Origin of the sequence: Mesorhizobium sp. M8A.F.Ca.ET.218.01.1.1 (assembly GCF_004791165.1) — a bacterium.
Classification (GTDB): domain Bacteria; phylum Pseudomonadota; class Alphaproteobacteria; order Rhizobiales; family Rhizobiaceae; genus Mesorhizobium.
In genome coordinates, this window is record NZ_SRUZ01000003.1 from 512,577 (window position 1) to 536,387 (window position 23,811).

21 protein-coding genes and 1 tRNA gene are annotated in these 23,811 nt (G+C 63.4%); 11 read left to right on the plus strand and 11 right to left on the minus strand.

Translation table 11 applies throughout. From position 1 onward, the window contains the following. The first annotated feature begins 75 nt into the window (after positions 1 to 75). Positions 76 to 1,848: a glucan ABC transporter ATP-binding protein/ permease gene (locus tag EN861_RS13645; protein ID WP_127278652.1), complete on the plus strand. Its 1,773-nt coding sequence runs from the start codon at positions 76 to 78 to the stop codon at positions 1,846 to 1,848. 99 nt (positions 1,849 to 1,947) lie between these two features. Beyond that, entirely contained in the window at positions 1,948 to 2,709 is a 762-nt protein-coding gene (locus EN861_RS13650; RefSeq protein ID WP_135863963.1) for a heme ABC transporter permease, read from the plus strand. Between the two features lie 4 nt (positions 2,710 to 2,713). Here EN861_RS13650 and EN861_RS13655 read toward each other — a convergent pair whose 3' ends face one another. Continuing rightward, complete coding sequence (locus tag EN861_RS13655; RefSeq protein ID WP_127869663.1) at positions 2,714 to 3,772, minus strand: D-TA family PLP-dependent enzyme; 1,059 nt, start codon at positions 3,770 to 3,772, stop codon at positions 2,714 to 2,716. 178 nt (positions 3,773 to 3,950) lie between these two features. Here EN861_RS13655 and EN861_RS13660 point away from each other — a divergent pair, with 178 nt between their 5' ends. Together EN861_RS13660 and EN861_RS13665 are read left to right on the plus strand one after the other, a co-directional pair. Then, positions 3,951 to 4,637: a D-lyxose/D-mannose family sugar isomerase gene (locus EN861_RS13660; protein ID WP_127278655.1), complete on the plus strand. Its 687-nt coding sequence runs from the start codon at positions 3,951 to 3,953 to the stop codon at positions 4,635 to 4,637. Positions 4,638 to 4,708: 71 nt separating this feature from the next. After that, entirely contained in the window at positions 4,709 to 5,110 is a 402-nt protein-coding gene (locus tag EN861_RS13665) for a hypothetical protein (RefSeq protein WP_127278656.1), read from the plus strand. A gap of 31 nt (positions 5,111 to 5,141) precedes the next feature. Here the strand turns inward: EN861_RS13665 and EN861_RS13670 are convergent, their stop codons facing one another. From EN861_RS13670 to EN861_RS13690, 5 genes are all read right to left on the minus strand, one after another. Continuing rightward, complete coding sequence (locus EN861_RS13670; RefSeq protein ID WP_135863965.1) at positions 5,142 to 6,827, minus strand: hypothetical protein; 1,686 nt, start codon at positions 6,825 to 6,827, stop codon at positions 5,142 to 5,144. Positions 6,828 to 6,948: 121 nt separating this feature from the next. Further along, positions 6,949 to 7,578: a hypothetical protein gene (locus EN861_RS13675; RefSeq protein ID WP_135863970.1), complete on the minus strand. Its 630-nt coding sequence runs from the start codon at positions 7,576 to 7,578 to the stop codon at positions 6,949 to 6,951. A 96-nt stretch (positions 7,579 to 7,674) separates the two neighbouring features. Next, a tRNA-Gln gene (locus tag EN861_RS13680) sits at positions 7,675 to 7,748 on the minus strand. 162 nt (positions 7,749 to 7,910) lie between these two features. Next, positions 7,911 to 8,843: a lysylphosphatidylglycerol synthase domain-containing protein gene (locus EN861_RS13685; protein ID WP_127869660.1), complete on the minus strand. Its 933-nt coding sequence runs from the start codon at positions 8,841 to 8,843 to the stop codon at positions 7,911 to 7,913. A gap of 88 nt (positions 8,844 to 8,931) precedes the next feature. Further along, positions 8,932 to 9,204, minus strand: coding sequence for a hypothetical protein (locus EN861_RS13690; protein WP_135863973.1), 273 nt, complete (start codon positions 9,202 to 9,204; stop codon positions 8,932 to 8,934). A 55-nt stretch (positions 9,205 to 9,259) separates the two neighbouring features. On the opposite strand from EN861_RS13690, the gene EN861_RS13695 reads away from it, so the two are divergent. Together EN861_RS13695 and EN861_RS13700 are read left to right on the plus strand one after the other, a co-directional pair. After that, positions 9,260 to 10,618, plus strand: a complete 1,359-nt coding sequence (locus EN861_RS13695) for a Ppx/GppA phosphatase family protein (RefSeq protein WP_135863974.1) — start codon at positions 9,260 to 9,262, stop codon at positions 10,616 to 10,618. A 25-nt stretch (positions 10,619 to 10,643) separates the two neighbouring features. After that, complete coding sequence (locus EN861_RS13700) at positions 10,644 to 11,441, plus strand: RlmE family RNA methyltransferase (RefSeq protein ID WP_135863976.1); 798 nt, start codon at positions 10,644 to 10,646, stop codon at positions 11,439 to 11,441. Between the two features lie 10 nt (positions 11,442 to 11,451). On the opposite strand, the gene EN861_RS13705 is transcribed toward EN861_RS13700, so the two are convergent. Continuing rightward, a complete protein-coding gene (locus EN861_RS13705; protein WP_135863978.1) occupies positions 11,452 to 12,873 on the minus strand; it encodes an MFS transporter in 1,422 nt (473 codons plus the stop codon). Positions 12,874 to 13,154: 281 nt separating this feature from the next. On the opposite strand from EN861_RS13705, the gene guaB reads away from it, so the two are divergent. The 3 genes from guaB to EN861_RS13720 are packed head-to-tail and all read left to right on the plus strand — an operon-like array spanning position 13,155 to position 15,676. Continuing rightward, positions 13,155 to 14,657 (plus strand): IMP dehydrogenase, encoded by a 1,503-nt coding sequence (gene guaB, locus EN861_RS13710; protein WP_127279866.1) that lies wholly within the window; start codon positions 13,155 to 13,157, stop codon positions 14,655 to 14,657. 31 nt (positions 14,658 to 14,688) lie between these two features. Beyond that, entirely contained in the window at positions 14,689 to 15,231 is a 543-nt protein-coding gene (locus EN861_RS13715) for a hypothetical protein (protein WP_167531211.1), read from the plus strand. A 25-nt stretch (positions 15,232 to 15,256) separates the two neighbouring features. Further along, on the plus strand, positions 15,257 to 15,676 hold the full coding sequence (locus tag EN861_RS13720) for an MAPEG family protein (RefSeq protein ID WP_135863980.1): 420 nt from the start codon (positions 15,257 to 15,259) through the stop codon (positions 15,674 to 15,676). A 53-nt stretch (positions 15,677 to 15,729) separates the two neighbouring features. On the opposite strand, the gene rnd is transcribed toward EN861_RS13720, so the two are convergent. From rnd to EN861_RS13735, 3 genes are all read right to left on the minus strand, one after another. After that, positions 15,730 to 16,881, minus strand: a complete 1,152-nt coding sequence (gene rnd / locus EN861_RS13725; protein ID WP_127279863.1) for a ribonuclease D — start codon at positions 16,879 to 16,881, stop codon at positions 15,730 to 15,732. Between the two features lie 75 nt (positions 16,882 to 16,956). Then, positions 16,957 to 18,201, minus strand: coding sequence for an MFS transporter (locus EN861_RS13730; protein ID WP_135863982.1), 1,245 nt, complete (start codon positions 18,199 to 18,201; stop codon positions 16,957 to 16,959). 139 nt (positions 18,202 to 18,340) lie between these two features. Beyond that, entirely contained in the window at positions 18,341 to 19,567 is a 1,227-nt protein-coding gene (locus tag EN861_RS13735; RefSeq protein ID WP_135863984.1) for an MFS transporter, read from the minus strand. Positions 19,568 to 19,685: 118 nt separating this feature from the next. On the opposite strand from EN861_RS13735, the gene EN861_RS13740 reads away from it, so the two are divergent. Continuing rightward, positions 19,686 to 20,444: a DeoR/GlpR family DNA-binding transcription regulator gene (locus EN861_RS13740; RefSeq protein ID WP_135863986.1), complete on the plus strand. Its 759-nt coding sequence runs from the start codon at positions 19,686 to 19,688 to the stop codon at positions 20,442 to 20,444. Between the two features lie 134 nt (positions 20,445 to 20,578). Further along, entirely contained in the window at positions 20,579 to 22,366 is a 1,788-nt protein-coding gene (aspS, locus tag EN861_RS13745; protein ID WP_167531238.1) for an aspartate--tRNA ligase, read from the plus strand. Between the two features lie 234 nt (positions 22,367 to 22,600). On the opposite strand, the gene EN861_RS13750 is transcribed toward aspS, so the two are convergent. Then, the gene (locus tag EN861_RS13750; RefSeq protein ID WP_127279453.1) at positions 22,601 to 23,791 is read right to left on the minus strand and encodes a hypothetical protein; all 1,191 of its coding nucleotides are present in this window, start codon (positions 23,789 to 23,791) and stop codon (positions 22,601 to 22,603) included. Between the last annotated feature and the right edge of the window lie 20 nt (positions 23,792 to 23,811).

The window sequence follows — 23,811 nt, forward strand, 5'->3', positions numbered from 1 at the left end:
CCGTTACGTGTCAGGAAATGGTGCAGTGCACAATATTGGTGTTGGGCACAATAGAGAGTTGGCGGAGTAGCTGAAGTGTCACTTCTGCAGATCTATTGGAGAGCGCTGGGATATCTGGCTGCCGACAAGAAGCGCGTCGCGCTGATCTGTGCGGCCAACGTCGCTCTGGCAGCCATCGCGATCCTCGAGCCGATCCTGTTCGGCCGGGTCATCGACGCGATTTCCACGAAAGGCTCGGTCTTCTCCACGCTTGCCGTGTGGGCCGGCATCGGCGCCTTCAACGTTCTCGCTTTCGTGCTGGTGGCGCGCGGTGCCGACCGGTTCGCGCACGCCCGGCGCAGCGAAGTGCTCTGCCAGTCCTTCGAGCGCGTCATCACCATGCCGCTCGCCTGGCATCATCAGCGCGGCACCTCGAATGCTCTCCACACGCTGCTGCGCGCCGTCGAGACGCTGTTCAGCCTTTGGCTCGAATTCATGCGCCAGCATTTGTCCACCGCTGTTGCGCTCGTCCTGCTGGTTCCGACGGCCCTCAGCATGGACGTGCGCATGTCGATGGTCCTGCTCGTCCTCGGCGTTCTCTATGTCGGCATTGGCCGCCTGGTGATGAAGCGCACGAAGGAAGGCCAGGCCGCCGTCGAGCGCCACTATCACAAGGTTTTCGCGCACGTGACTGACTCGGTGAGCAACGTCGCCGTGCTGCAGAGCTACAACCGTCTTGGCCACGAAGCCGACGCGCTGCGCAGCTACGTCAAGAACCTGCTCGACGCGCAGAACCCGGTGCTCGACTGGTGGGCGATCGCCAATGCGCTCAATCGCCTGTCGTCGACGATCTCGATGATGGTGGTGCTTCTGATCGGCGCCTATCTGGTCACCCACGGCCAGCTGCGCATCGGCGACGTCATCGCTTTCACCGGCTTCGCCACGCTGCTGATCTCGCGGCTCGACCAGATGTCGGCTTTCGCGAACCAGATTTCGGAGGCCCGCGCCAAGCTCGAGGATTTCTACAAGCTCGAGGACTCGGCCGCCGATACCGCCGAGCCGGACGGCCTGCGCGACCTGGCCAACGTCACCGGCCATGTCCGTTTCGAGGATGTCAGCTTCGAGTTCGCCAATTCGGGGCAGGGCGTCAGCGACGTGTCCTTCGAGGTCCAGGCCGGCCAGACCGTCGCCATCGTCGGGCCGACGGGTGCGGGCAAGACCACGCTCATCAACCTGCTGCAGCGCGTCTTCTCGCCGTCCAGCGGCCGTATCCTGATCGACGGCATCGATACCCGCACCGTGACCCGCAAGTCGCTGCGCCATTCGATCGCCACCGTGTTCCAGGATGCCGGGCTTCTCAACCGCTCGATCGAGGACAACATCCGGGTCGGCCGTGCCGATGCGACCAACGACGAGATCCATGCCGCAGCCACCGCAGCCGCGGCGCAGGATTTCATCCTGGCCAAGAGCAATGGCTACGACACGGTGGTCGGTGAACGTGGCGGCCAGCTGTCTGGCGGCGAGCGCCAGCGCATCGCCATTGCCCGTGCCGTGCTGAAGGATGCGCCGATCCTGGTGCTCGACGAGGCGACCAGCGCGCTCGACGTCGAGACCGAGGACCGCGTCAAGGAAGCGATCGACGAATTGCGCCGCGACCGCACTACCTTCATCATCGCCCACCGCCTGACCACCGTCCGCGACGCCGATCTGGTCGTGTTCATGGACAAGGGCAAAGTGGTCGAGATGGGTGGCTTTGCCGAACTGTCGCTGCGCAACGGCCGTTTCGCCAGCCTGTTGCGTGCCGGCGGCCTGCTCAACGACGAGGAAGTCCGCCGCCTCAGCCGCTCCGTGCAGGGCGAGGCCGCCTGAGCAGTTGATGGTTCTGCCTTCTCCCGAATGGGAGAAGGAAGAACCTGCGACACCGCCGCTTGATTGCTCCAAACGCGCCGGCGGTCTATGTAAAGCCGCATGAGTGACACCACCTCACGCCCGAGCGGCTGGACCGATCTTGCCAATCCGACGCGGTTTGTCCGGCTGGCCGACAAGCTTGTGCCGTGGCTGGCGGCGCTCGCCGCCCTCGTCCTTGCTGGTGGCCTCTATATTAGCTTCACCGCGCCCGAGGATTTCCAGCAAGGCATCACGGTGCGCATCATGTACATCCACGTGCCTTTCGCCTGGCTCGCCATGATGTGCTACACGCTGATGGCGGTCTCTGCGCTGGGCACACTGGTCTGGCGGCATCCGCTGGCCGACGTCGCACTGAAGTCAGCGGCCCCCATCGGGGCCGTCTTCACCGCGCTGGCGCTGATTACCGGTTCGATCTGGGGCAAGCCGATGTGGGGCACCTGGTGGGTCTGGGACGCCCGCCTGACTTCCGTCTTCGTGCTGTTCCTGATGTATCTCGGCATCATCGCGTTAACCCGCGCGCTCGATGACGCCAGCCGCGCCGCCTGGGCCGCCGCCATCATCACGCTGGTCGGCTTCATCAACATTCCGATCATCAAATTCTCGGTCGACTGGTGGAACACACTGCACCAGCCGGCTTCGGTGTTCAGGCTCGGTGGTCCGACCATCGATCCCAGCCTGCTCTGGCCGCTGCTGGTGATGGCCGTCGGCTTCACCGTGCTGTTCTTCGCGCTGCATCTGATGGCCATGCGCACCGAAATCCGGCGCCGACGGGTTATTGCCATGCGGCGGGTGGCGGCGCGGCAGGCGGAACGTCCGGCTTAAATATTCACCCCATCCGTCCGCGCGCTGCCACCGGCAGCGTGTCCAGCACCGTCTCCCCGTCGATCAGGTTGACCTCGTTGAACAAATTGGTGACGACGCAGCAATGGTCCGGCACCACGCGCACGCGCTCGCCAATGCGCAGCTTGCCGTCGCCGGAAAGCATGACCGTGCCGTGCTCCTCGCTCAAGCCCGTCACCAGCGCCCCCGGGACGCCCATCAACTCTCCGAAATCCTTTAGCCCCAGCGTATCGCTGGACAGGGCCTTGCTGCCGCTATCGAGGATCGCGCGCGTCGCTGTCGGATGGCTGACCACGGTTGCCAGCACGGTCAGCGCGCAATCGTCGAGGCCGCCGACGCCTTTGGCGACCTGGTAGCGGTCGAGATAGATATAGGTGCCGGGCCGGTATTCGGTGACGACGGAGGCATCGGCGGAACGCCACATATCGGGCGTGCCGCCGCTGGAGACACGCTCACAGGCGAGCCCTGAAGCGGCCAGCGCCTGTTTGGCGTCGGCAAGCCAGGCCTCGGCCTCCACTGCCCGGCCGGCGGCCGGATAGGTCATCAGTCCGCCAAAGGCAAGGCCGCCCGCCTTGTCGATCACCCTCGCCAGCGCAACCGCTTCATTGGCCGTCTGCACGCCGCAGCGCCCCATGCCGGTGTCGCATTCGACCAATACCGACAGCGGATGCCCGGCATCGGTGAAGGTCGCGGCGAGCCCTTCCAGCGTCTGCGCGCTGTCGGCCGTCACCGACAGCGTCACGCGGCCGTGCAGCGCCTTCAGCCGGGCGAGCTTGGCGCGGCCAAGGATGTTGTAGGGAAGAAAGATATCCGTCAGCCCGGCGTCGGCCATCACCTCGGCCTCGCCGATCTTCTGGCAAGTGATGCCGACGGCCCCGGCTGCCACCTGCTTCTTCGCCCAATAAGGCAGCTTGTGGGTCTTGATGTGCGGCCTGAGCTTCAGTCCGTTCTTGTCGGCATGGGCCTGCGCGCGGGCGATGTTGGCTTCAGCGCGTGCGACGTCGATCAGGATCGACGGCGTATCGAGATCATGGATGGTCGGCATCGGTTGTCTCTGTGAAAATTCGCAGGGGTTATGAGCCGGAAAGCACGCGATGTCACGCCGCACGCGAACCCGATCGGTGGGCCATGGGCGCAGGGCTCGAACAGGCAGAATGGATCGACACCGCACCGGCGTTCGGCTATGCGATTTGTCGGAAAAATCGACACGAAGGGTCACGATCATGAAACGCTCCGCCATCAACGACATCATCCGCGAAGCCGACGCCTTCATCCGCTCGTTCGGCTATATCATGCCGCCCTTCGCCTACTGGTCGCCGGAAGAGATGAAGGCGCGCCAGGTCGATTCCTCGGCCATTTTCACCTCACGGCTCGGCTGGGACATCACCGACTACGGCCAGGGCAAGTTCGACGATCTCGGCCTGTTCCTGTTCACCGTTCGCAACGGCCGCTACGAGGACATGAAGAAGGGCATGGGCATGCTCTATGCCGAGAAGATCATGATCTCGCGCAAGGAGCAGATGTCGCCGATGCACCGCCACAACATCAAGGCCGAGGACATCATCAACCGCGGCGGCGGCAAGCTGGTGCTGGAACTGTTCATGCATGACCGCGACGGCGGCATCGACCCCAGGGCCGAGGTGTCGGTGCCTGTCGACGGAACCATCCACAGGCTGCCGGCGGGCGGGCTGTTGAAGCTCGACCCGGGCCAGAGCGTAACGCTTTTGCCCGGCGTGTGGCACGCCTTCTGGGCGGAGGGCAAGGACGTGCTGATCGGCGAGGTATCGACCGTCAATGACGATCGCACGGACAACGTCTTCCGTGAGCCGATCGGCCGTTTCGCCGATATCGAGGAAGACACGCCGCCGCTGCACCTGCTGGTGGCCGACTACGACAAATGGCTGGGTTGAGGCTTCCGCCCTTTATGCCGATTCGCCCCCTGATTTGCCGGCCAGCAACCAAGTCCGACGAGGAATAGATCTTGAAATCAGCTCTAGTTCTAGCCATTGCCGCCTTGGCGGCGGTCAGCTTCGGTATGCCGGCCCAGGCGGCCGGCTTCGCCAACATCATCCTTTCCGCGACGAAGGACGGCGCTACACCTCAGAGCAGCTTCCCCGTCGACACACCGGTGATTTACGTGTCGGCTGACTTGGTGGATATCGCGCCCACATCGAAAATCACATTTTCCTGGGTCTCGGTTGATTCCCACGGCGTCGCACCGGAAAACTATACTATCGACAAGGTCGATCTCGACGTCGGAGCGAACAATCAGGCTGATTCTCAGCTCACCAAACCCACGGCGGGATGGCCGGCGGGCACCTATCGTGTTGATTTGGCCATCGACGGAACGGTTGAGGATTCGGTGCCCTTCAGCATTCCATGATGGAAATGAACTGCCCTGAAAGGGCGTAGGCTCAATGACAACAGCTGAGTGCCGATTGCACGCTCGTCCGGCACAGGCAGGACGAGCTGATCGGCACATCCGCCTTTGCCATCGCCGTGGCAAGCCTTGCCTGCAGTGCCGGCAGTTCTTCGGTCTCGCCACGCCGGCTCAAACATTCCACCAGACCGTGCAGCGCCCAGACATTGTCCGGGTGCTGGGCACAGCGCTGCACCGTGGCGCTCAGGCCGAGATCGTCGCGATAAACCTGCTCGGCTTCCGCCGCATGCCCCTGGTCGAGAAGCAGCGCCGCAAGCGCATGGCGCGGCGGGTGCATCCACGCCCACGGCTCGGTGTAGGAAAGATTGTCATCCAGCTCGACCGCGTGCCTGAGATGGCCATAGGCCTCCTCGTGCCGGCCCTGATGGTAGGCAAGCTCGCCGTCGAGCAAGGCGGCACCGACGGCGAGCGAGGCGCGGGTCGGGTTGCTGAGGAAACGCCGCTCGGGTGCAATGCCTTCGAGGTCCTGGTGAAACAGTTCGCGCTCGCGCTCGGCTTCGGCGAATCGCCTCAACGTCGCATGCGCGACGCCCCTGGCGTAGTGCTGCATGGCCGCCGTCAGCACATAGAGGCCGGGCTCGGCGACCCTTGGTTCATCGATGATCTCCTGCCACCGACCGAAGCGCACCAACACGTGCGATTTCATCGCATGATAGCCTTCCACGGTCTGGGTGAGTTTGGGCCGGTCCTGGATGGCGACCACGTCACGCGTCACCAGGCTGCGCACCTTGTCGGCAGCCCACAGTGCCGGCTGGTACTGGCCTGACAACATGCAGGTGAACATCATCAGGTGCAGATCGTGACAGCAGCCGAGCAGATAGTAGGTCGGCTCGCCGGCATAGGCGAGATAGAGGTCGTTGGCCCCAACCGCCTTTTCGCTGGCAAGCTTGGCTTTTTCATATTCGCCGCACAGCACATAGATATGCCCCGGCATGTGGTTCATGTGTCCGGCATCGGGGCACATCTCGCCGAGCAGATCGGCTGAGCGCATGCCGCGTTCCGGCATGGTGGACATTTCCAGGAGATGAATGTGCAGATGGACGATCGCCGGGTGCTGCGCGATACCGGCCTCGTCTGCGAGCCGGATTGACCGCTCGCAAACCTCCAGCGCCTCGATCACGTCTGAATTTGGCGCCGGTGCACCGGTCTTGAGGTTCCAGAGCCGCCGCACCGTGCGCATCATCAGCGCCTCGACGAACAGCGCCATGACGTCATGGTCGTCGGGAAAGTTTTCATGGACCCGCCGCATCGCAGCGGCATAGGCATCGTCCCACTGCTCGAATTCCTGGGGGCTTACCCGGTGCGGCTTCTGGAAGCGGCAGGCCAGTGCCTCGATCAGTTGCCTTTCGACCTCGCTGGCTGACGCCGCATTGGAGCGCGCGAGCTGGACGTGCTCGAAACAACGCTTCGTCGCGCTGTCAGCCTCGGCCTCGCCATGCTCCTTCCAGGTCAGATTGTAGAAAGGCCCAGCCGCATAGGCGATGCCCCAATGAACCATCGGGCAGTCCGGATCGGTCTCCAGAGCCTTCTCAAAGCACTTGATGCCTTCTTCGTGGTTGAAGCCGTAGCACCAGTTCAGGCCAATATCGAACCAGCGCTGGGTTTCTGCCGAGCGGGTAGAGATGGGGCGGCGGTAGGCGCCAAGATTGAAGCGGTCCATGTGGTCTCATTCAAACTGCTCGGCCGCGAGCCTAGCCCTGGCCAGATTCTTCGCCATGAATGTGTGCCGGAACCGGTAGGCATGGCAAACGCAATGAGGCCATCGATCTGACCGGCGCCCGTTAGTCGCTTTCGGGTGGCGCGTCGCTTTGCCAGCCGGCGAGCTCCGGCAGGTCGTCAAGCCAACTTTTCTCGGTCATCACGGCATCGCCGGCCTGCGGTGCAGCCTCCGTGGCGTTTTGAATCAACCAGTCCGCCCACTTCCGGTAGGCAACCGGATCCATCTGGGGCGGCAGCACCTTGGCCTTGAGCAGCATCCTCTTGCGGAAACTGGTTTGCCTGCGCAGCTTGGTCGTCGTGAACTTGATTGCCTTGCCTTGGTATTCGACAGTCCAGCGGTCGCCCCCATGGCTGACAAGCCTGTCGATAGCGAAACCGGCATCGACCGGTCTGTCCCGCCAGGGAAGCTCGATGGCGTTCTTCCGCAGATCGACAGCCCATCGCCTGTAGTTGGCCCCGGTGCGCTGAGGCGGCAGCACGCTGGCCTGTTCGAGCATCTTCCTTCGGAACGTAGGCTGCTTCTTGAGCTGGCCGGTCGTCAGCTCGATTCGATGTCCACGAAATTCGACGTGCCACCGGACCCGCCCGTTGCCGACATACTTCACCAGCCTGTCGATGACGAACTCGTCCTCGGAGAGCATCACGCATCCCTGTCGGATGCTTTCGAGAATGTACTGGTTATCGGTGGGCATGGCGCTGCCTTATGCGGCGAGCCTGAAGGAGCATGGGAACGCGAAATGAAACAGGCCAAATTTCCCTGCAAGTCATTGTTCTTGTCGCAGAGTTTTTGGCTGGGGAACCTGGATTCGAACCAGGACTAACGGAGTCAGAGTCCGTGGGTCTACCGTTAACCTATTCCCCAGCAGGCGCGGTCATGGACCACGCAGGCCGAACGGCTGAGCCGCTTGAGCGCTGCCTTGTAGCCGCCAGCGGAAAATAGTCAAGCCTGCTCCGCGGTTCAATCGCCAGCTTTTATCACCGGTTTCAAACGCCACCTTTTTCCAGCGGCGTGAGAACTCCGGGCTCAGCTCTCCTTGCGGCTGAATTGCGAGCGTTCGAAGAACAGCACGATGCCCAGGCCCAGAAACAGCGGGATGATCAGATAAAACAGCCGGAACACCAGCAGCGCGGCCAGCACGCCGACCGGGTCCATGTCGGAAAGCCCGGCCAGGAACACCACCTCAAATACGCCCAGCCCACCCGGCGCGTGCGATATCTGGGCGACCGAGAAGGAGACGAGGAAGACGCCGAGCACGACGAAATAACCGGGATTGTGCATCTCGGGCAGGGCGAAGAAGATGATCGCGGCCGCCGCCAGCAACTCGATCGGGCCGATCAGCAACTGCCTGGCGACGATCGGCAGCGCCGGATAGTGCAACTGGAAGCTGGCGATCTTCAGCGGGCGCAGATGCAGCCAGCTGCCGAATATATAGGCCGCGACGAGGACCAGCATCGCAATGCCCGCCGCCTCCGACAGGCCGTGATGGGCGATGCCGGAGAAGCGGTCGATAATCTGCGGCTCGAACACCAGCACGAGGCCTGCGGCGAGAATCGTCGACAGCACGAAGGTTATCCAGCAGACCGCCACCAACACGCCGACCTCGTGGCCGGTCAGGCCCCTGGTGCCGTAGGCGCGGTAGCGGATGACGGCGCCGGAAAACACCGAGCCGCCGATATTGTGCGACAGCGCATAGGTGGTGAAGGAGCACAGCGTCACGAACAGCCAGGAGACGCGCCTGCCGATATGCAGCAGCGCGATGTGGTCGTAACCGGCGAGCGCGGCATAGGCCACCACCGAACTCAAGCCTGCCAGCATCCAGCCGCGAGCCGGAATGGCCGCCAGCCCGTCCCAGACGTCGTCGAGCGAGATACCGCGCAATTCATGCCAGAGCAGGAGCAGCGAGAAAATCACCGCGCCGATGCCGACGACCGGCCAGAAATAGCGTTTCCAGTTCATTGCCCGACCGTCATGCGTTGCGTATCCGCTTCCTTTTCTGTCGAGAGGCCGACCGCGCCCCGAATTCCCCATTCATTTCAGAAATGCCTCATTGAAGCCGGCTATTCAACCGCGAACACTTGTCGCGCCTGATGCCGGCAAGGCCCGCCTGCACCGGACGCGGCGCGAGAACGCCTCCAAGCGGCGAGGGAACCGGCTCGACGGGCGCGGTCTCCGCTGGCGTCGCGTTATCAATCCAGCCTTGCGGGTACATTACGGAGCGCAGCAAAAAGGCGGGGTTGCGCGCCCAGCCGGCAAAATTCGGCAAGCGGCTCTTGGTGATCGGGCGCGGCACTGTTAGTCTGGCGGCAACTTGAAACATGCCAAAGCGCCTGCTGCGTCCGTCACCGGTTCGCGCGGCGCCGGAAGGAACGACAGTGGAAGACCGCGACACCGGCGCAGGCGCGCCGGAGGTGGGCGCGTCCAGCGCTTCTCCGGGGTCATCAGGCCCGGGGACGGCCGGTTGGCAGCAACGCCGCCCGACGGAGCCTCGCTCCGTGAATGGGCAGGCGGGCGACGCAACCCAGAAAGGCAAGCCCAAGAAACGGCGCAAGCGAAGGCGCGGGCGCAAGGTTTTTGCGCGCGACGATGTGCGCCCCGAGGACAATCGATCGCCGCTGCAAGGCAAGGCCGCTACCGCGGCAGTCGACCTGAAGCCTGTTGCCGCTGCGGTGATCTCGCCCGTCGTTCCAGCGCCACGCCCCGAACAAGGCAACCGCAGGCCGCCGGTGCACGAGCTTCCGGTTTTCGCGGCGCTGGATCTCGGCACCAACAATTGCCGGCTGCTGGTCGCCGTTCCCACCCGTCACGGCCAGTTCCGCGTCATCGACGCCTTCTCGCGCATCGTCAGGCTGGGCGAGGGGCTCACCGCCAATGGCCGGCTCGGCCAACCGGCGATGGACCGCGCGGTCGAGGCGCTGAAGGTCTGCGGTGACAAATTGCGCGGCCGCAAGATAAGGAAGGCAAGGCTGATCGCCACCGAAGCCTGCCGCACCGCCGAAAACGGCGTCGAGTTCCTCGATCGCGTCGAACGCGAAGCCGGCCTGAAACTCGAGATCATCGATCGCCAGACCGAAGCCCGCCTTGCGGTTTCCGGCTGCGGCTCGCTGGTCGAGCGCGACACGCAAGGCGTCGTCCTGTTCGACATCGGCGGCGGTTCCTCCGAGATCGCGCTGATCGATCTCAGCGGTCGCCGCTCGCCGCGCCTTGCCAACCATATCGTCTCATGGACATCGCTGCCGGTCGGCGTCGTGTCACTGGCGGAACGCTTCGGTGGCCGCACCGTGACGCGCGAGATCTTCACCGCCATGGTCGACGACGTCGCCGGCAGGCTGGCGACTTTCGATGGCCGCGACCGGCTGAGCCATCTCAAGGCCAGCCCGAATTTCCATCTGCTCGGCACTTCGGGCACGGTGACGACGCTGGCCGGCGTCCATCTCGATCTCGAGCGCTACGACCGCCGCCGGGTCGACGGCCTGTGGATGGACCGCGACAGCGTCGACCGCATGGTGGAGAGACTGGTCGGCTGGGATTTCCAGCAGCGCTGCGCCAACCCCTGCATCGGCGCCGACCGCGCCGATCTGGTGCTTGCCGGCTGTGCTATCCTCGAAGCGATCCGCGCCGTCTGGCCGTCGGAGCGGCTGCGCGTCGCCGACCGTGGCTTGCGCGAAGGCATATTGAGCGAACTGATGGCTGATGACGGCGTCTGGCGCAACGATGGGCGTGCTAGGGCATGATCATGCTCAAACAAGAAATCAGGCAATGACCAAGAAACCGGAAAAACCAGGTTCGGCGAGCATTCGCGTGCTGAAGACGCGGATCAAGAAGAAAAGCGGTCTGAAGGAATCGTCACGCCGCTGGCTGCAGCGTCACATCAACGATCCCTATGTCCAACGCTCGAAAGCCGACGGTTATCGCTCGCGCGCGGCCTACAAGCTGATCGAGATCGACGACAAGCACCATCTCTTGAAGCCTGGCATGAAAGTGATCGATCTGGGCGCCGCGCCAGGCGGCTGGTGCCAGGTCGCGGCCGCGCGCACGAAATCGACGGCCGAAAACCCGCATGTCATCGGCATCGATTATCTGGAAATGGACGCCGTGCCCGGTGCGCCGGTGCTGCTGATGGATTTTCTCGATCCGCAGGCTCCGCAAAAGCTGGCCGAGGCGCTGGGCGGCGACCCGGATGTCGTGCTGTCCGACATGGCGGCGCCGACCACCGGCCACAAGCGGACCGACCACATCCGCACCATGCATCTGTGCGAGATGGCGGCCGATTTCGCGCTGTCGGTCCTGAAGCCCGGCGGCCATTTCCTGGCCAAGACCTTCCAGGGCGGCGCCGAAAACGAACTGCTCTCGATGCTCAAGAAGAATTTCCGCTCCGTCCACCACGTCAAGCCACCGGCGTCGCGCGATGAATCGGTGGAGCTTTATCTCTTGGCCAAGGATTTTAAGGGGCGAGAGGCTGGTCCGCCGTCAGGCGGATCGGAACGTCCAGTGGACGTTCCGAAGGGCTCGAGCGCCCGGAGCCATGGCGAAGGGCCGGGGGACGCAGACGGCTGAGTTGGCCGCTTCACTCTCCAGGCGATCTCACCGGTTCCAGCGTCTTGGGCGTCGTCAGCCGGCCATGGCCTGACACGGCGTTGCCGGCATCGGGTGCCAGCCGCATGAACGACAGCGACGCCGCCGCCGATACCGCCGCCACGATGAAGAAGGCGGTATGGAAATCGCCCAGCGTCAGCGGGCCGCCATGGATCGAGGTCGAGACTTCCAGAACACCGCCGGCGAGCGCCACGCCGAGCGCGATCGAGAGCTGCTGGAACACCGCCGTGATCGGCGTCGCCTTGCTGGTATCCTCGGCCGAAACCTCGGCATAGGAGAGCGCGTTGACGCCGGTGAAGAACATCGAACGGATGAAGCCGCCAACCAGCAAAATGGCCAGCATCAGCGCGTAAGGCGTTTCGGGGGTGAAGAGGCCGTAGATGGCGATCGATGCGGCAGCGACCAGCGAGCCGACGATCAGCACGCGGCGGAAGCCGACCACGCGGAAGATCAGCGCGGTGACGAATTTCATGCCGATGGCGCCGATCGCGGAGACGAAGGTGATCATGCCGGACTGGAATGGGGTCAGCCCGAAACCGATCTGGAACATCAGCGGCAACAGGAACGGCACCGCTCCGATGCCGATGCGAAACAGGCTGCCGCCAAGCACCGACGAGCGGAACACCTGGTTGCGGAACAGCTCAAGCGCCAGCAGCGGATTTCTGGCGCGGCGCGCATGCATCAGGTAGAGCGCGCCCGACAGCAGCCCCACCGCGACCGTGATGAAGCCGGTGGCCGGCGGCAGATAAGGCAGGCTGACCACCGACAGGCCGAACACGACGCCGGATGCGGCAAGCCCGCTCAACACGAAGCCGATGACATCGAGCGGCGGCGTCTCGGTTGCTTCGGTTTCCGGCAGGAAGCGTGTGGCCAGCCAGATGCCGATCAGGCCGATCGGCACGTTGATCAGGAAGATCCAGTGCCACGTAAAATAGGTGGTGATAAAGCCACCGATCGGCGGACCGACCAGCGGTCCGACGAGTGCTGGAACGGTCAGCCAGGACATGGCGGCGACCAGGTCGCTCTTGGGCGTGGCGCGCACCAGCACCAGGCGCCCGACCGGGGTCATCATGGCGCCGCCAATGCCTTGCAGGAAGCGCGACACCACGAAGGCCGGCAGCGAACCGGACAGCGCGCAGGCAACCGAACCGGCAATGAACACCGCGATCGCCGCACGAAAGATGTTCTTGGCGCCGAAGCGGTCGGCCATCCAGCCGCTGATCGGAATGAAGATCGCCAGCGACACCAGATAGGCGGTCAGCGCCAGTTTGAGCGCGATCGGGCTGGTATGGATGTCGATGGCGATCGCCGGCAGCGAAGTCGCGATGACGGTCGAATCCATGTTTTCCATGAAAAGAGCGACCGCCAGTATGAGCGGAATGGTGCGGTTCACAAAAACGCGTCCGGGCTTGATTCCAGATGTTGCCGACCTTGCCGGCACGCAGGGCGGGTATCACGGCTGGACACCGATGTCGCATTAATTTGCTGTCACTTTTGTGCGATCGCAACCAGGGGTGGCGTTGCCGGGCTCGTCGTGATCCTGTTGTGCAACGCAATGATCGGCTTTTCATCCGTCCCGGGACGTGTTACCAGCCACCGCCAATCCTGAAAGGGAATAACGAGTCGGCGCTGCCCATTCCGGTCCAGCGCTTTTTCGCATTCAAAGGGCTGGCTATGGCAAAAATCATCGAAACGTCCACCGGCGCACTGGCGCTGACCTTTGACGACGTGCTTTTACAGCCCGGTCATTCCGAAGTGATGCCCGGCCAGACCGACATCCGCACCCGCATCGCCGGCGACATCGACCTCAACGTGCCGATCCTGTCGGCGGCGATGGACACGGTCACCGAGGCAAGGCTTGCCATCGCCATGGCGCAGGCCGGCGGCATCGGCGTCATCCACCGCAATTTCTCGCCCGCCGAACAGGCGGAGCAGGTGCGGCAGGTCAAGAAATTCGAATCCGGCATGGTGGTGAACCCGGTCACCATCGGTCCCGACGCCACGCTCGCCGACGCGCTGTCACTGATGCGCACCTACTCGATCTCGGGCATTCCGGTGGTCGAGAATGGCGGCGCCGGCGGCCACAAGACCGGCCGGCTGGTGGGCATCCTGACCAACCGCGACGTGCGCTTCGCTTCCGATCCTGCGCAAAAGGTCTACGAATTGATGACCCGGGAGAACCTGATCACGGTCAAGGAGAATGTCGACCAGGACGAGGCCAAGCGGCTCCTGCACCAGCACCGCATCGAGAAGCTGGTCGTGGTCGACAAGGCGGGCAATTGCGTTGGGCTGATCACCGTCAAGGACATCGAGAAGTCGCAGCTCAACCCGCATGCCACCAAGGATGCGCAGGGGCGACTGCGCGCCGCGGCCGCCACCAGCGTCGGCGATGACGGCTTCGAACGCGCCGAGCGTCTTATCGAGGCGGGCGTCGACCTTTTGGTGATCGACACCGCGCATGGCCACTCGCAGCGCGTGCTGGACGCGGTGACGCGGGCCAAGAAGCTTTCCAATTCCGTGCGCATCCTGGCCGGCAACGTCGCCACCGCCGAAGGCACGCAGGCGCTGATCGACGCCGGCGCCGACGCCGTCAAGGTCGGCATCGGTCCGGGCTCCATCTGCACCACCCGCATCGTGGCCGGGGTCGGCGTTCCCCAGCTTTCGGCCATCATGTCGGCGGTCGAGACGGCGCATAAATCCGGCGCCTCGGTGATTGCCGACGGCGGTATCAAATATTCCGGCGATCTCGCCAAGGCACTCGCCGCCGGCGCCAGCGCCGCCATGATCGGCTCGCTGCTTGCCGGGACCGACGAAAGTCCGGGCGAGGTGTATCTGCACCAGGGCCGCTCCTTCAAGGCCTATCGCGGCATGGGCTCGGTCGGCGCAATGGCGCGGGGCTCCGCCGATCGCTACTTCCAGGCCGAGGTGCGCGACACGCTGAAACTGGTGCCGGAAGGCATTGAAGGGCAGGTTCCCTACAAAGGACCTGTGTCTGGCGTGCTGCACCAGCTTGCAGGCGGGCTGAAAGCCGCTATGGGTTATGTTGGTGGCCGCGACCTTGCCGATTTCCGCGACCGCGCCACCTTTGTGCGCATATCCAACGCCGGACTTCGTGAGAGCCACGCCCATGACGTCACGATTACCCGCGAAAGCCCCAACTATCCCGGCGGAGCCTGATTCTTCCGGGCTTTGGCGCAACTTGGCCGCCATGGTGCTGCGCCTGTCGCGCCATGTCGGAGCGCTCTGCTTTCTCTCGGCAGCGGTTTTCATCGCCATGACCGGGATGGAGTTCTTCTATTTCCGCCAGTTGAGCGGGGGCTTGGCCTCGCTCGACATGCGCTATTTCGGATTCACGCCCGACGAAGGCATGGCCTGGCTGACGGCGCTTGGCCGGCGCGGCAGCGAGATCATCCTGGTCTGGCATTACCTGACCTTCGATCTTTTGTTTCCTGCGCTGTTGTCGCTGACGCTAGTCAGCCTGATCGTGGTAACTGGCCGGCGCTTGAAGGCTTTCCGCGTGCTGCCGGGGCAGATGCAGGCGATCTTCGCCTTGGTCCTGGTGCTGCCCTACACGCTCGCCGACTATGTCCAGAATATCGCCGTGGCGCGGCTTCTGTCCGATTTCCTCTATGCCAACCCGGACTCGCTGTCTTTCGCCTCGGCGCTGATCGTCACCAAATTCGCGCTTCTCGCCCTCCCGGTCATCGTCATTGCCGCTTTCTGGCTGGCGGGCCAAAGACGTCAGAATTGAAGCCGAAAAGGGCAGGGGCCACTTCATGAACCAGACCACCATCTTCTGGCCGGTCCTGGCGCATGTGCTGCTGATCTACATCGTCTACTGCGTCCTCGGCCGTCGCCGAGACGGTGCGGTCAAGTCAGGCGAAGCCAAGACCGGCCAATACAAAGTGCGTTCGACCGAGCCGGCGTCCAGCGTCACGGTCGCCGCCAATCTCAACAACCAGTTCGAATTGCCGGTTCTTTTCTACGTGCTGTGCCTGGCGCTGCACGTCACCAACGGCGTCAATTACCTGATCCTGGCGCTGATGTGGATCTTTGTCGCCTCGCGCTACTTCCACGCCTGGGTTCACCTGACCAGCAACGATCTGCGCCTGCGCAGGCGGTCTTTCTTTCTCGGTGCGGTCATTATCCTGTTGGGCTGGATCTGGTTCGCTCTTCACCTGCTCCAGGTGGTTTGAGCAGAAGCGGCGTTGGCGCTCTTCTCCCGAGGCGGAAGAAGAGAGGCCGATTTCTACAGATCGAACACGGCTATCTTGCGCTTGTCGAACTTGATGCCGATCTCACCGCGCACCAGCTTCAGCGCCTGTTCGCCGAACACGGCGCGCCGCCATCCCTGCAGTGCCGGCACATCGGCGTCCTCGCCCTCGGCGGCGATGCGATCGATATCGTCGCTGGACGCCAATACTTTCGAGGCCACGCCCTGTTTTTCGGCGACGATCCTGAGCAGCACTTTCAAGAGTTCCGCGGCCGCATTCGAGCCTTCGGGCGGCTGGAAGTTTTTCGGCAGTTTCGGCATCTGCTCCTTGGGCAAGGCGAGCGCCGTGTTGACCGCGCCGAGCAGTGCGGTCGCCGTCGAGGAGCGTTCCCAGCCCTTTGGCGTGGTACGGAGTTTGGCAAGGGCCGCCGCATCGCGCGGCCCTTGTTGCGCGATCTCGTAGATCGCGTCGTCCTTGAGCACGCGGCCGCGCGGCACGTCGCGCTCGCGCGCTTCGCGTTCGCGCCATGCCGCCACGGTCTGCACGATCGCCAGTTCCTGTGGTTTGCGCAGTCGCATCTTCAGCCGCTTCCAGGCATCCTCGGGGTGCGGATCGTAGGTCTCGCGCGAGGTCAGGACGTCCATCTCCTCATTCAGCCAGTGAGCGCGGTTTTCCCGCGCCAGCTCGGCGTTGAGGTGCTGATAGACCTCGATCAGATGGGTAACGTCGGCCAGCGCATAGTCGAGCTGCTTGTCGGACAGCGGCCGATGGCGCCAGTCGGTGAAGCGCGACGACTTGTCGAGCCGCGCCCCCGTGATGCGCTGCACGAGTTGATCGTAGGAAACGCTGTCTCCGAAGCCGCAGACCATCGCCGCCACCTGGGTGTCGAACACCGGGTGCGGAACGAGATCGCCGAGATGGACGATGATTTCGATGTCTTGCCGGGCGGCGTGGAAGACTTTGACCACCGCCTCGTTGGCCATCAACTTGAAGAACGGAGCCAGGTCGATGTCTGATGACAGCGGATCGATCAGCGCCGTCACGCCGGGCGCTGCCATCTGGATCAGGCACAGGATTGGCCAGAAGGTCGTTTCGCGGATGAATTCGGTGTCGACGGTGACGAAATCCGACTTTTCGAAAGCGGCGAGAACGGTCTCGAGTTCTTTCTGGGTGGTGATGACGTGCATCAAATCGCTTTTGGCAGGAGTAGGGTCTTCCTAGATTTCAGCCGGGGAGGCTTTCGTCAAGCTGTGCTGCCACCGTCACGGCCCTTCCGGACTGTCTGGATCACTATTTCTCCTGGCCAGCCGCGCGAAAATGGTCGAGGTGCGCAACAGCGCGGTGAAGCGGCTGCGCTTGCCGGCCGGCACGCCGGACCGGGCCTGCATGCGGTAGAGGATAACGGCGATGAACACCGCGTAGACCACGGCACTGAAGACAAACAGCGCGCTTGGCCCGAAATACTGCATCGCCGTCGAGGCCGCGAAAGGGCCACCAATAGCGCCGAAGGAATAGAACAGCATCAGGGCTGCATTGATCAGCACGAACTCGCCGGCATCCGCGCGATCATTGGAATGCGCCGCCGACAGTGAATAGAGCGGCATGGCGAAACAGCCGAAGATGAAGACGGCGATGAAGTTGAGCAGCGGATTGCTGCCGGCAATGAACACCAGCGCCAGTGCCGAAAGCATCGCGCAGCAAGTCGTCATCAGCAGCACCCGCCGCCGGTCCCAGCGGTCGGAGAGATAACCGAGTGGATACTGGATGATCGCGCCGCCGAAAATGCCGACGCTGACGAAAGTGACGACGTCGGCGACCGACATGCCGATCTGCTCGGCATAGACCGGCGACAAGGTGCGAAACGCGCTGTTGGTGACGCCGACGGCGATGCAGCCGAAGCAGCCAAGCGGCGAAATCCGCCAGACGCGTGCCAGATCGAGCTTGACCTCTTCCGGCGGCGTCGGGTTGGAACGGTCGCCAAGCGAGACCGGCACCAGCGACAGCGTGATCATGATCGACATGATGGCGAAGATGCTGAAGCCGCCGGCACCGAAGACCGGAATCAGGAACTGGGCTGATGTCACCGATCCGGTATCGACCATCCGGTAGATGGCCAGCACACGGGCGCGGTCGTGGTTGGTGACGCCTGAATTCAGCCAGCTTTCGACGATGGTGAACAATCCGGCGAAACAGAAGCCGCCGGCAAAGCGCACCGCGCACCACATCACCGGATCGAGGACCAGTACCAGGAGCAAGGTGCCGACCGAGGCGATCGCCGCCAGCGCCGAGAACGCCCTGATATGGCCGACCGCCTTCATGATGCGGGTGATGGCCAGGCAGCCGAGCAGGAAGCCGGCGAAATAGAAGGTGCCCATAAGACCGATGTCGGACGCCGAAAACCCTTCCTGCGCGCCGCGCAGCGCGATCAGCGTGCTCTGCAGCCCATTGCCGCCGAGCAGGATGCCTGCGGCGAGGAGGAGCGGAATCAGCGGGCGGATGGAGGACATGAAGCGGCGATCACGTATCGGTGATCCCTTCTTGAACCAAAGCGACCGTCAATGCCAGCGGACAATCCTTCGTTCTCGCGAAGGCGACCTGCCTTGGGCAGGCCGCGCCAGCGTCCGGTTGGACGGGTAGGCGAGCCGCCTATGCCTCGTTGGCCCGCGCCAGTGCCTCCTCCCGCGTCCCGCTGGAGCCTGCGCTTGCGGAGGTGGCGGAAGAAGATCGCCTGGCGCCAAGCGAGCCGACGGTCAGCAGGCTGAGTATGATGAATGGGATGCCGATGCCGAAGGCCGAGCGGATGCCCCAATGGTCCGAGACGAAGCCAAGCAGCGGCGGGCCGAGCAGGAAGGCAGTGAAGGAGATCTGTGACAATGCCGCTACGTTGATCGCCGCGGGGCGATCGTTTCGCTGCGCGGCGGCCGAAATCGCCAGCGGGAAGATGGCGCTGCTGCCAACGCCCAGAAGCGCGAAGCCGAGCATCGAGACAAATGGCGCGGGCGAGAAGAAGACCAGGAAAACGCCGGCGGCCATCGTCGCCAGGAGGACGCGCGCCACGCCGCTTGGCGAATGGCGGTCGACGAAGCTGTCGGCGAAGAAACGCGTCGTCGCCTGCGAGAATGCAAACAGCGCCACTGTGAAGCCGGCGACAAAGGGGCCGGATTCGAACACGGTGCGCATGTAGATTGCCGACCAGTCGATGCTGGCGCCTTCCAGCAGCATCGCCGAAAGCGTCACCGCGACGAGAACGAGAATCGGCAATGTCGGCCGGGCGAACATGGGCGCCTTGTCACTGGTAACGGCGAAGCGGGCAGGGGCCGGCTCGTAGCCGCCGAGAAAAATCGCCATCGAGATAGCCACTATGGGCACGACCAGCGCCAGATGGAGTTGCGGCGACAGGCCAAGATGCGCCATCGCGCCGCCGAACAGTCCGGCACCGAAGAAGCCCGCGCTCCAGAACGAATGAGCGCGGTTCATGATCCGGCGTTTGAGTTGGAATTCCGTCCTGTCGGCTTCGACATTCAGGATGATTTCGACGCTGCCGATCATCAGGCCGATGGGAAACAGCATCAGGAACAGTGCGACGGGTTCCGGCGCATGTACGGCGATGGCGTAGAGAAGCGCCAGCAGCGGAACCAGCGTGAGCAGCGCGCGGCGAAAGCCGATGCGCTCCAGGAGGGGCGTGGCCAGCGTCAGTGCGGTCAGGGTGCCGATCGGTGTCCCGATCAGGCTGAGCCCCAGCGTGCCGTCCGCGATGCCCATGGCATGCTTGATGTCGGGCAGTCGCGGGAAGATGTTGCCCATGGCGAACGAATAGGTCGCAAACCCAGCATAGACCCGGTGTTGAGGGGCAAGGTTGAGGCCAAAGCTCATCGCGGTGCTTTCAATGAAAAACGGGCGGCTGCCTTGTCCAGCAGCCAGACATGTCGACTTCTTGCATAAGCGTGCAAAACATGCAAGAACGTGCAGAACAAGAAAACAGGGTTCGGCAATGCTCACCGATCAACGGCACCAGCTCATCCGTGACCGCCTTGCGGCGGAGGGGAGTGTCCTGGCCGGCGAACTGGCAAGCCGCTTCGGTGTTTCGGAAGACACCGTACGCCGCGACCTGAGGGAGCTGGCGAAGGCCGGTGAATGCCGTCGCGTTTACGGCGGTGCGGTCGCTTCCGCGCCCTTTGCAGCGGCAACGATCAGCCAGCGGGGCGGTCATGCGATCGAGGAGAAGGCGCGTCTGGCAAATGCGGCGGTGGCGGTGCTCTCCGCTGGACAAAGCCTGTTCATCGATGGCGGCACGACCAATGAGGCGATCGCCAGGGCCATCCCGCGCGACATCGAGCTGACCGTAGCCACCAATTCGCTTGGCGTCGCCTCGGTCCTGTCGGATCACCCCTTGGTCGAACTGATCGTGCTCGGCGGCAGGTATGTCCGCGACCTTGGCACCTGTGTCGGCGCCGATACGCTGGCCGCCGTGGCGCAGCTTGGCGCCGACCTGTTTTTCCTGGGATCCTGCGGCCTTGATGCCACGCGAGGCGTGACCGCCTTCGATTCGTCCGAGGCCGAGGTGAAGCGGGCCATGGCGGGAAATAGCGCCGGCATCCTCATTGCCGTCACCAATGACAAGCTGGCCACCACGGCGCCCTACCGCGTCGCTGCTGCCGGGTCGATCAGCCATCTCGTCGTCGAGAAGACCGCGCCCGCTGCCATCCTTGCCGATTTCGAACGTCAGGGCGCCCAAATCCACTTCGCGTGAACGGTCGAAGCCGCGAGCCTGTATGACCGCTTGCCTTGACAAATCCGGCCTCCCATGCGCTTTTCGCGCAAATTTTGAGGCCGGGCCGTAATGCTTCGGTCTGCCACCCAGCACCCCGGACTTTATCCATGACAATGCATCGTTACCGCAGCCATACCTGTGCCCAGTTGAGAAAGAGCGACGTCGGCAATTCCGTCCGGCTGTCGGGCTGGGTGCATCGCGTGCGCGACCATGGCGGCCTGCTCTTCATCGACCTGCGCGACCACTACGGCCTGACCCAGATCGTCGCCGATCCCGATTCGCCTGCCTTCAAGGTCGCCGAGACCGTGCGCGGCGAATGGGTGATCCGCGTCGACGGCGAGGTCAAGGCGCGCCTGCCGGAGACCACGAACGCCAATTTGCCGACCGGCGAGATCGAGATTTTCGCCCGCGAGATTGAGGTGCTGTCCGCCGCCAAGGAGTTGCCGCTGCCGGTGTTCGGCGAACCGGACTATCCCGAGGACATCCGTCTGAAATACCGCTTCCTCGATCTGCGCCGTGAGACGTTGCATCGGAACATCGTGGCGCGCACGAAAATCATCGCAGAGATGCGCAAGCGCATGGGCGAGGTCGGCTTCACCGAATTCTCGACGCCGATCCTCACTGCGTCGTCGCCGGAAGGTGCGCGCGACTTCCTGGTGCCGTCGCGCATCCATCCCGGCACTTTCTACGCGCTGCCGCAGGCGCCGCAGCAGTACAAGCAATTGATTATGGTGTCGGGCTTCGACCGCTATTTCCAGATCGCGCCCTGCTTCCGCGACGAGGATCCGCGCGCCGACCGTCTGCCCGGCGAATTCTACCAACTCGACCTCGAAATGAGCTTCGTCGAGCAGGACGACGTGCTGTCGACCATGGAACCTGTGATGCGCGGCGTCTTCGAGACCTTCGCCAACGGCAAGCCGGTAACGCAGAAGTTCCAGCGCATCCCTTATGATGTCGCCATGCGCAAATACGGCTCCGACAAGCCCGATTTGCGCAACCCGATCGAGATGCAGGCCGTCTCGGATCATTTCCGCGATTCCGGCTTCAAGGTATTCGCCAACATCTTGGCCAACGACCCGAAGGCGGAGGTTTGGGGCATTCCCGCCAAGACCGGCGGCAGCCGCGCCTTCTGCGACCGCATGAATAGCTGGGCGCAAGGCGAGGGCCAGCCGGGGCTGGGCTACATCTTCTGGCGCAAGGAGGGCGACAAGCTCGAAGGCGCCGGCCCGCTCGCCAAGAACATCGGCGAGGAACGCACGGAAGCGATCCGCCTGCAGCTCGGCCTTGCCGACGGCGACGCCGCCTTCTTCGTCGCCGGCGATCCGAAGAAGTTCGTTTCTTTCGCGGGCGCTGCGCGCACCCGTGCCGGCGAGGAACTCAATCTTGTCGATCGCGAACGCTTCGAATTGTGCTGGATCGTCGACTTCCCGTTCTTCGAATGGAATGAGGAGGAGAAGAAGATCGACTTCGCCCACAATCCGTTCTCCATGCCGCAAGGTGGCATCGATGCGCTCAACGGCGAGGACCTGCTCGGCATCAAGGCGTTCCAGTACGACATGGTCTGCAACGGTTTCGAGATCGCCAGCGGCGGTATCCGCAACCATTTGCCCGAAACCATGGTCAAGGCGTTCGAGACGGTCGGGTTGGACCGCGCCACGGTCGAGGAACGCTTTGGCGGCCTCTATCGCGCCTTCCAGTATGGCGCGCCGCCGCATGGCGGCATGGCGGCCGGTGTCGATCGCGTCGTCATGCTCCTGGTCGGTGCCAAGAACCTGCGCGAAATCACCATGTTCCCGATGAACCAGCAGGCCTATGATTTGTTGATGAGCGCGCCGTCGGAAGCCTCTCCGCAGCAGCTTCGCGAACTGGCGCTACGCGTCGCGCCGACCAAGAAGGACTGACGGCAGCGTTGCGACTGCCGTTTCTCCCCGTCTCTATACGGGGAGAAATGTCCGGCAGGACAATGAGGGGCAGCGCGGACGCAGGCGATTGGCGAACGGCCTCAGCAGTTGACGCCTTCTGACAGGCAATCGGATCGGCGTCGAATTGCAGTTGGCAGGGGGCGGCGCTGCCCCTCATCTGCCTGCCGGCACCTTCTCCCCGTATAATGACGGGGAGAAGGTAGCTAACTCCAATCAGTCCTCGTTCGCCTTGACGCTGACGCCGAGTGTCTTCGGCAGATCGAGCGGGTTGGACATGGCGCCCGCCATGATCAGCGCGAAGGGCACCGATGCCGGCGGCTCGGCCGAGATTTCGAGGCTCTTCGGATCGTCGAGATATTTGCTGACCGCCGCGGTCACCTGAGCCGTCAGTTCCGGATTGTTGAGCTGTGCCATGCCGAACGGCACGATCGCCTTGGCCTGGTTGGCGATGTCCTTGGCCGACATGCCCTGCTGCTTGCCGACATAGTCCAGCACCTTGCCGGTCAGCGAATCGTCGTCGAAGCGGATCGAGGCGCTGTTGAAAGACAGCTGCTGCAGCAGGCCGAGCATGGCCATGCCTTGTGCCGAATTGTCGGCACCTTCGGGCTGTGCCGCCATCTTCTTCTGCATTTCCTGCAGCGACTTGATGAAATCGATCGTGTAGCCGCCAAGGTCGAAGGTCATGCCGAGCGTGCCGGCGTTCTCGACGGAGATGTCGTATTTCGACAGTTCCATCTTGCCGTCCGATGGCTGCCAGGTGCCGGCCATTTCGAGATTGCCCGAGATGTTCTGGTAGCCCAGCGCGTCGATGACTTCCTTGGACTTGGGGTCGTCGACCAGCGACAGATCGGCGGTGAACTTCTCGGTATTGGCGGTGAATTCCATCGCCTTGCCGTCGGCGGGCGGCGTGATCTCGATGGCAAGGCCGTCCATCGAGAAGGCGGTCTTGTCGGCGACCTTGACCGTCATGTTCGACAGTTCGGCGGATTTGTACATCATCAGCGAACCAAGCGGGCTGGTGGAGCCGTCGGCCGGTACCGTCATGTCGTGGATGACGAAGGGACTGAGATCGAGGGTGACGCCGTCCTTGCTGTGTTCGAAGGCCGAGGTCGACACGGTGCCGATATCATAGCCGCCATTGGCTTCGGTGACGTTCTCGAGCTTGACGTCGCCGATCGCCAGCGCTTCCTTTTCCGCGGCCGGTTTCACCGACACGCCCTGCAGCACCATGCTGGTGTTGTCGCCGGTCACGCCGGTCCAGGAGATGTCGACACCCTGTGCGGAGAGTGCTGCCTTCAGCCGGTCCGCGACCGCGGCATCCTGGGCAAGGGCCGCATTCAGCGGCAGTGTGAGCAAGAAAGTCGAAAGAGCGAATTTCCGGAGAGTTGAGCGTTTGATTGTCATCGCAAGGTCCCTGAGAGTGT

What these genes read in the sequence shown, in the direction of transcription:
- aspS (WP_167531238.1), top strand. Translation starts at nt 20,579, where the DNA reads ATGCATCGTTACCGCAGCCATACCTGTGCCCAGTTGAGAAAGAGCGAC.
- EN861_RS13700 (WP_135863976.1), top strand. Translation starts at nt 10,644, where the DNA reads ATGACCAAGAAACCGGAAAAACCAGGTTCGGCGAGCATTCGCGTGCTG.
- EN861_RS13660 (WP_127278655.1), top strand. Translation starts at nt 3,951, where the DNA reads ATGAAACGCTCCGCCATCAACGACATCATCCGCGAAGCCGACGCCTTC.
- EN861_RS13740 (WP_135863986.1), top strand. Translation starts at nt 19,686, where the DNA reads ATGCTCACCGATCAACGGCACCAGCTCATCCGTGACCGCCTTGCGGCG.
- EN861_RS13650 (WP_135863963.1), top strand. Translation starts at nt 1,948, where the DNA reads ATGAGTGACACCACCTCACGCCCGAGCGGCTGGACCGATCTTGCCAAT.
- EN861_RS13690 (WP_135863973.1), bottom strand. Translation starts at nt 9,204, where the DNA reads ATGTTTCAAGTTGCCGCCAGACTAACAGTGCCGCGCCCGATCACCAAG.
- EN861_RS13735 (WP_135863984.1), bottom strand. Translation starts at nt 19,567, where the DNA reads ATGAGCTTTGGCCTCAACCTTGCCCCTCAACACCGGGTCTATGCTGGG.
- guaB (WP_127279866.1), top strand. Translation starts at nt 13,155, where the DNA reads ATGGCAAAAATCATCGAAACGTCCACCGGCGCACTGGCGCTGACCTTT.
- EN861_RS13715 (WP_167531211.1), top strand. Translation starts at nt 14,689, where the DNA reads ATGGTGCTGCGCCTGTCGCGCCATGTCGGAGCGCTCTGCTTTCTCTCG.
- EN861_RS13670 (WP_135863965.1), bottom strand. Translation starts at nt 6,827, where the DNA reads ATGGACCGCTTCAATCTTGGCGCCTACCGCCGCCCCATCTCTACCCGC.
- EN861_RS13730 (WP_135863982.1), bottom strand. Translation starts at nt 18,201, where the DNA reads ATGTCCTCCATCCGCCCGCTGATTCCGCTCCTCCTCGCCGCAGGCATC.
- EN861_RS13750 (WP_127279453.1), bottom strand. Translation starts at nt 23,791, where the DNA reads ATGACAATCAAACGCTCAACTCTCCGGAAATTCGCTCTTTCGACTTTC.
- EN861_RS13720 (WP_135863980.1), top strand. Translation starts at nt 15,257, where the DNA reads ATGAACCAGACCACCATCTTCTGGCCGGTCCTGGCGCATGTGCTGCTG.
- EN861_RS13685 (WP_127869660.1), bottom strand. Translation starts at nt 8,843, where the DNA reads ATGAACTGGAAACGCTATTTCTGGCCGGTCGTCGGCATCGGCGCGGTG.
- EN861_RS13675 (WP_135863970.1), bottom strand. Translation starts at nt 7,578, where the DNA reads ATGCCCACCGATAACCAGTACATTCTCGAAAGCATCCGACAGGGATGC.
- rnd (WP_127279863.1), bottom strand. Translation starts at nt 16,881, where the DNA reads ATGCACGTCATCACCACCCAGAAAGAACTCGAGACCGTTCTCGCCGCT.
- EN861_RS13655 (WP_127869663.1), bottom strand. Translation starts at nt 3,772, where the DNA reads ATGCCGACCATCCATGATCTCGATACGCCGTCGATCCTGATCGACGTC.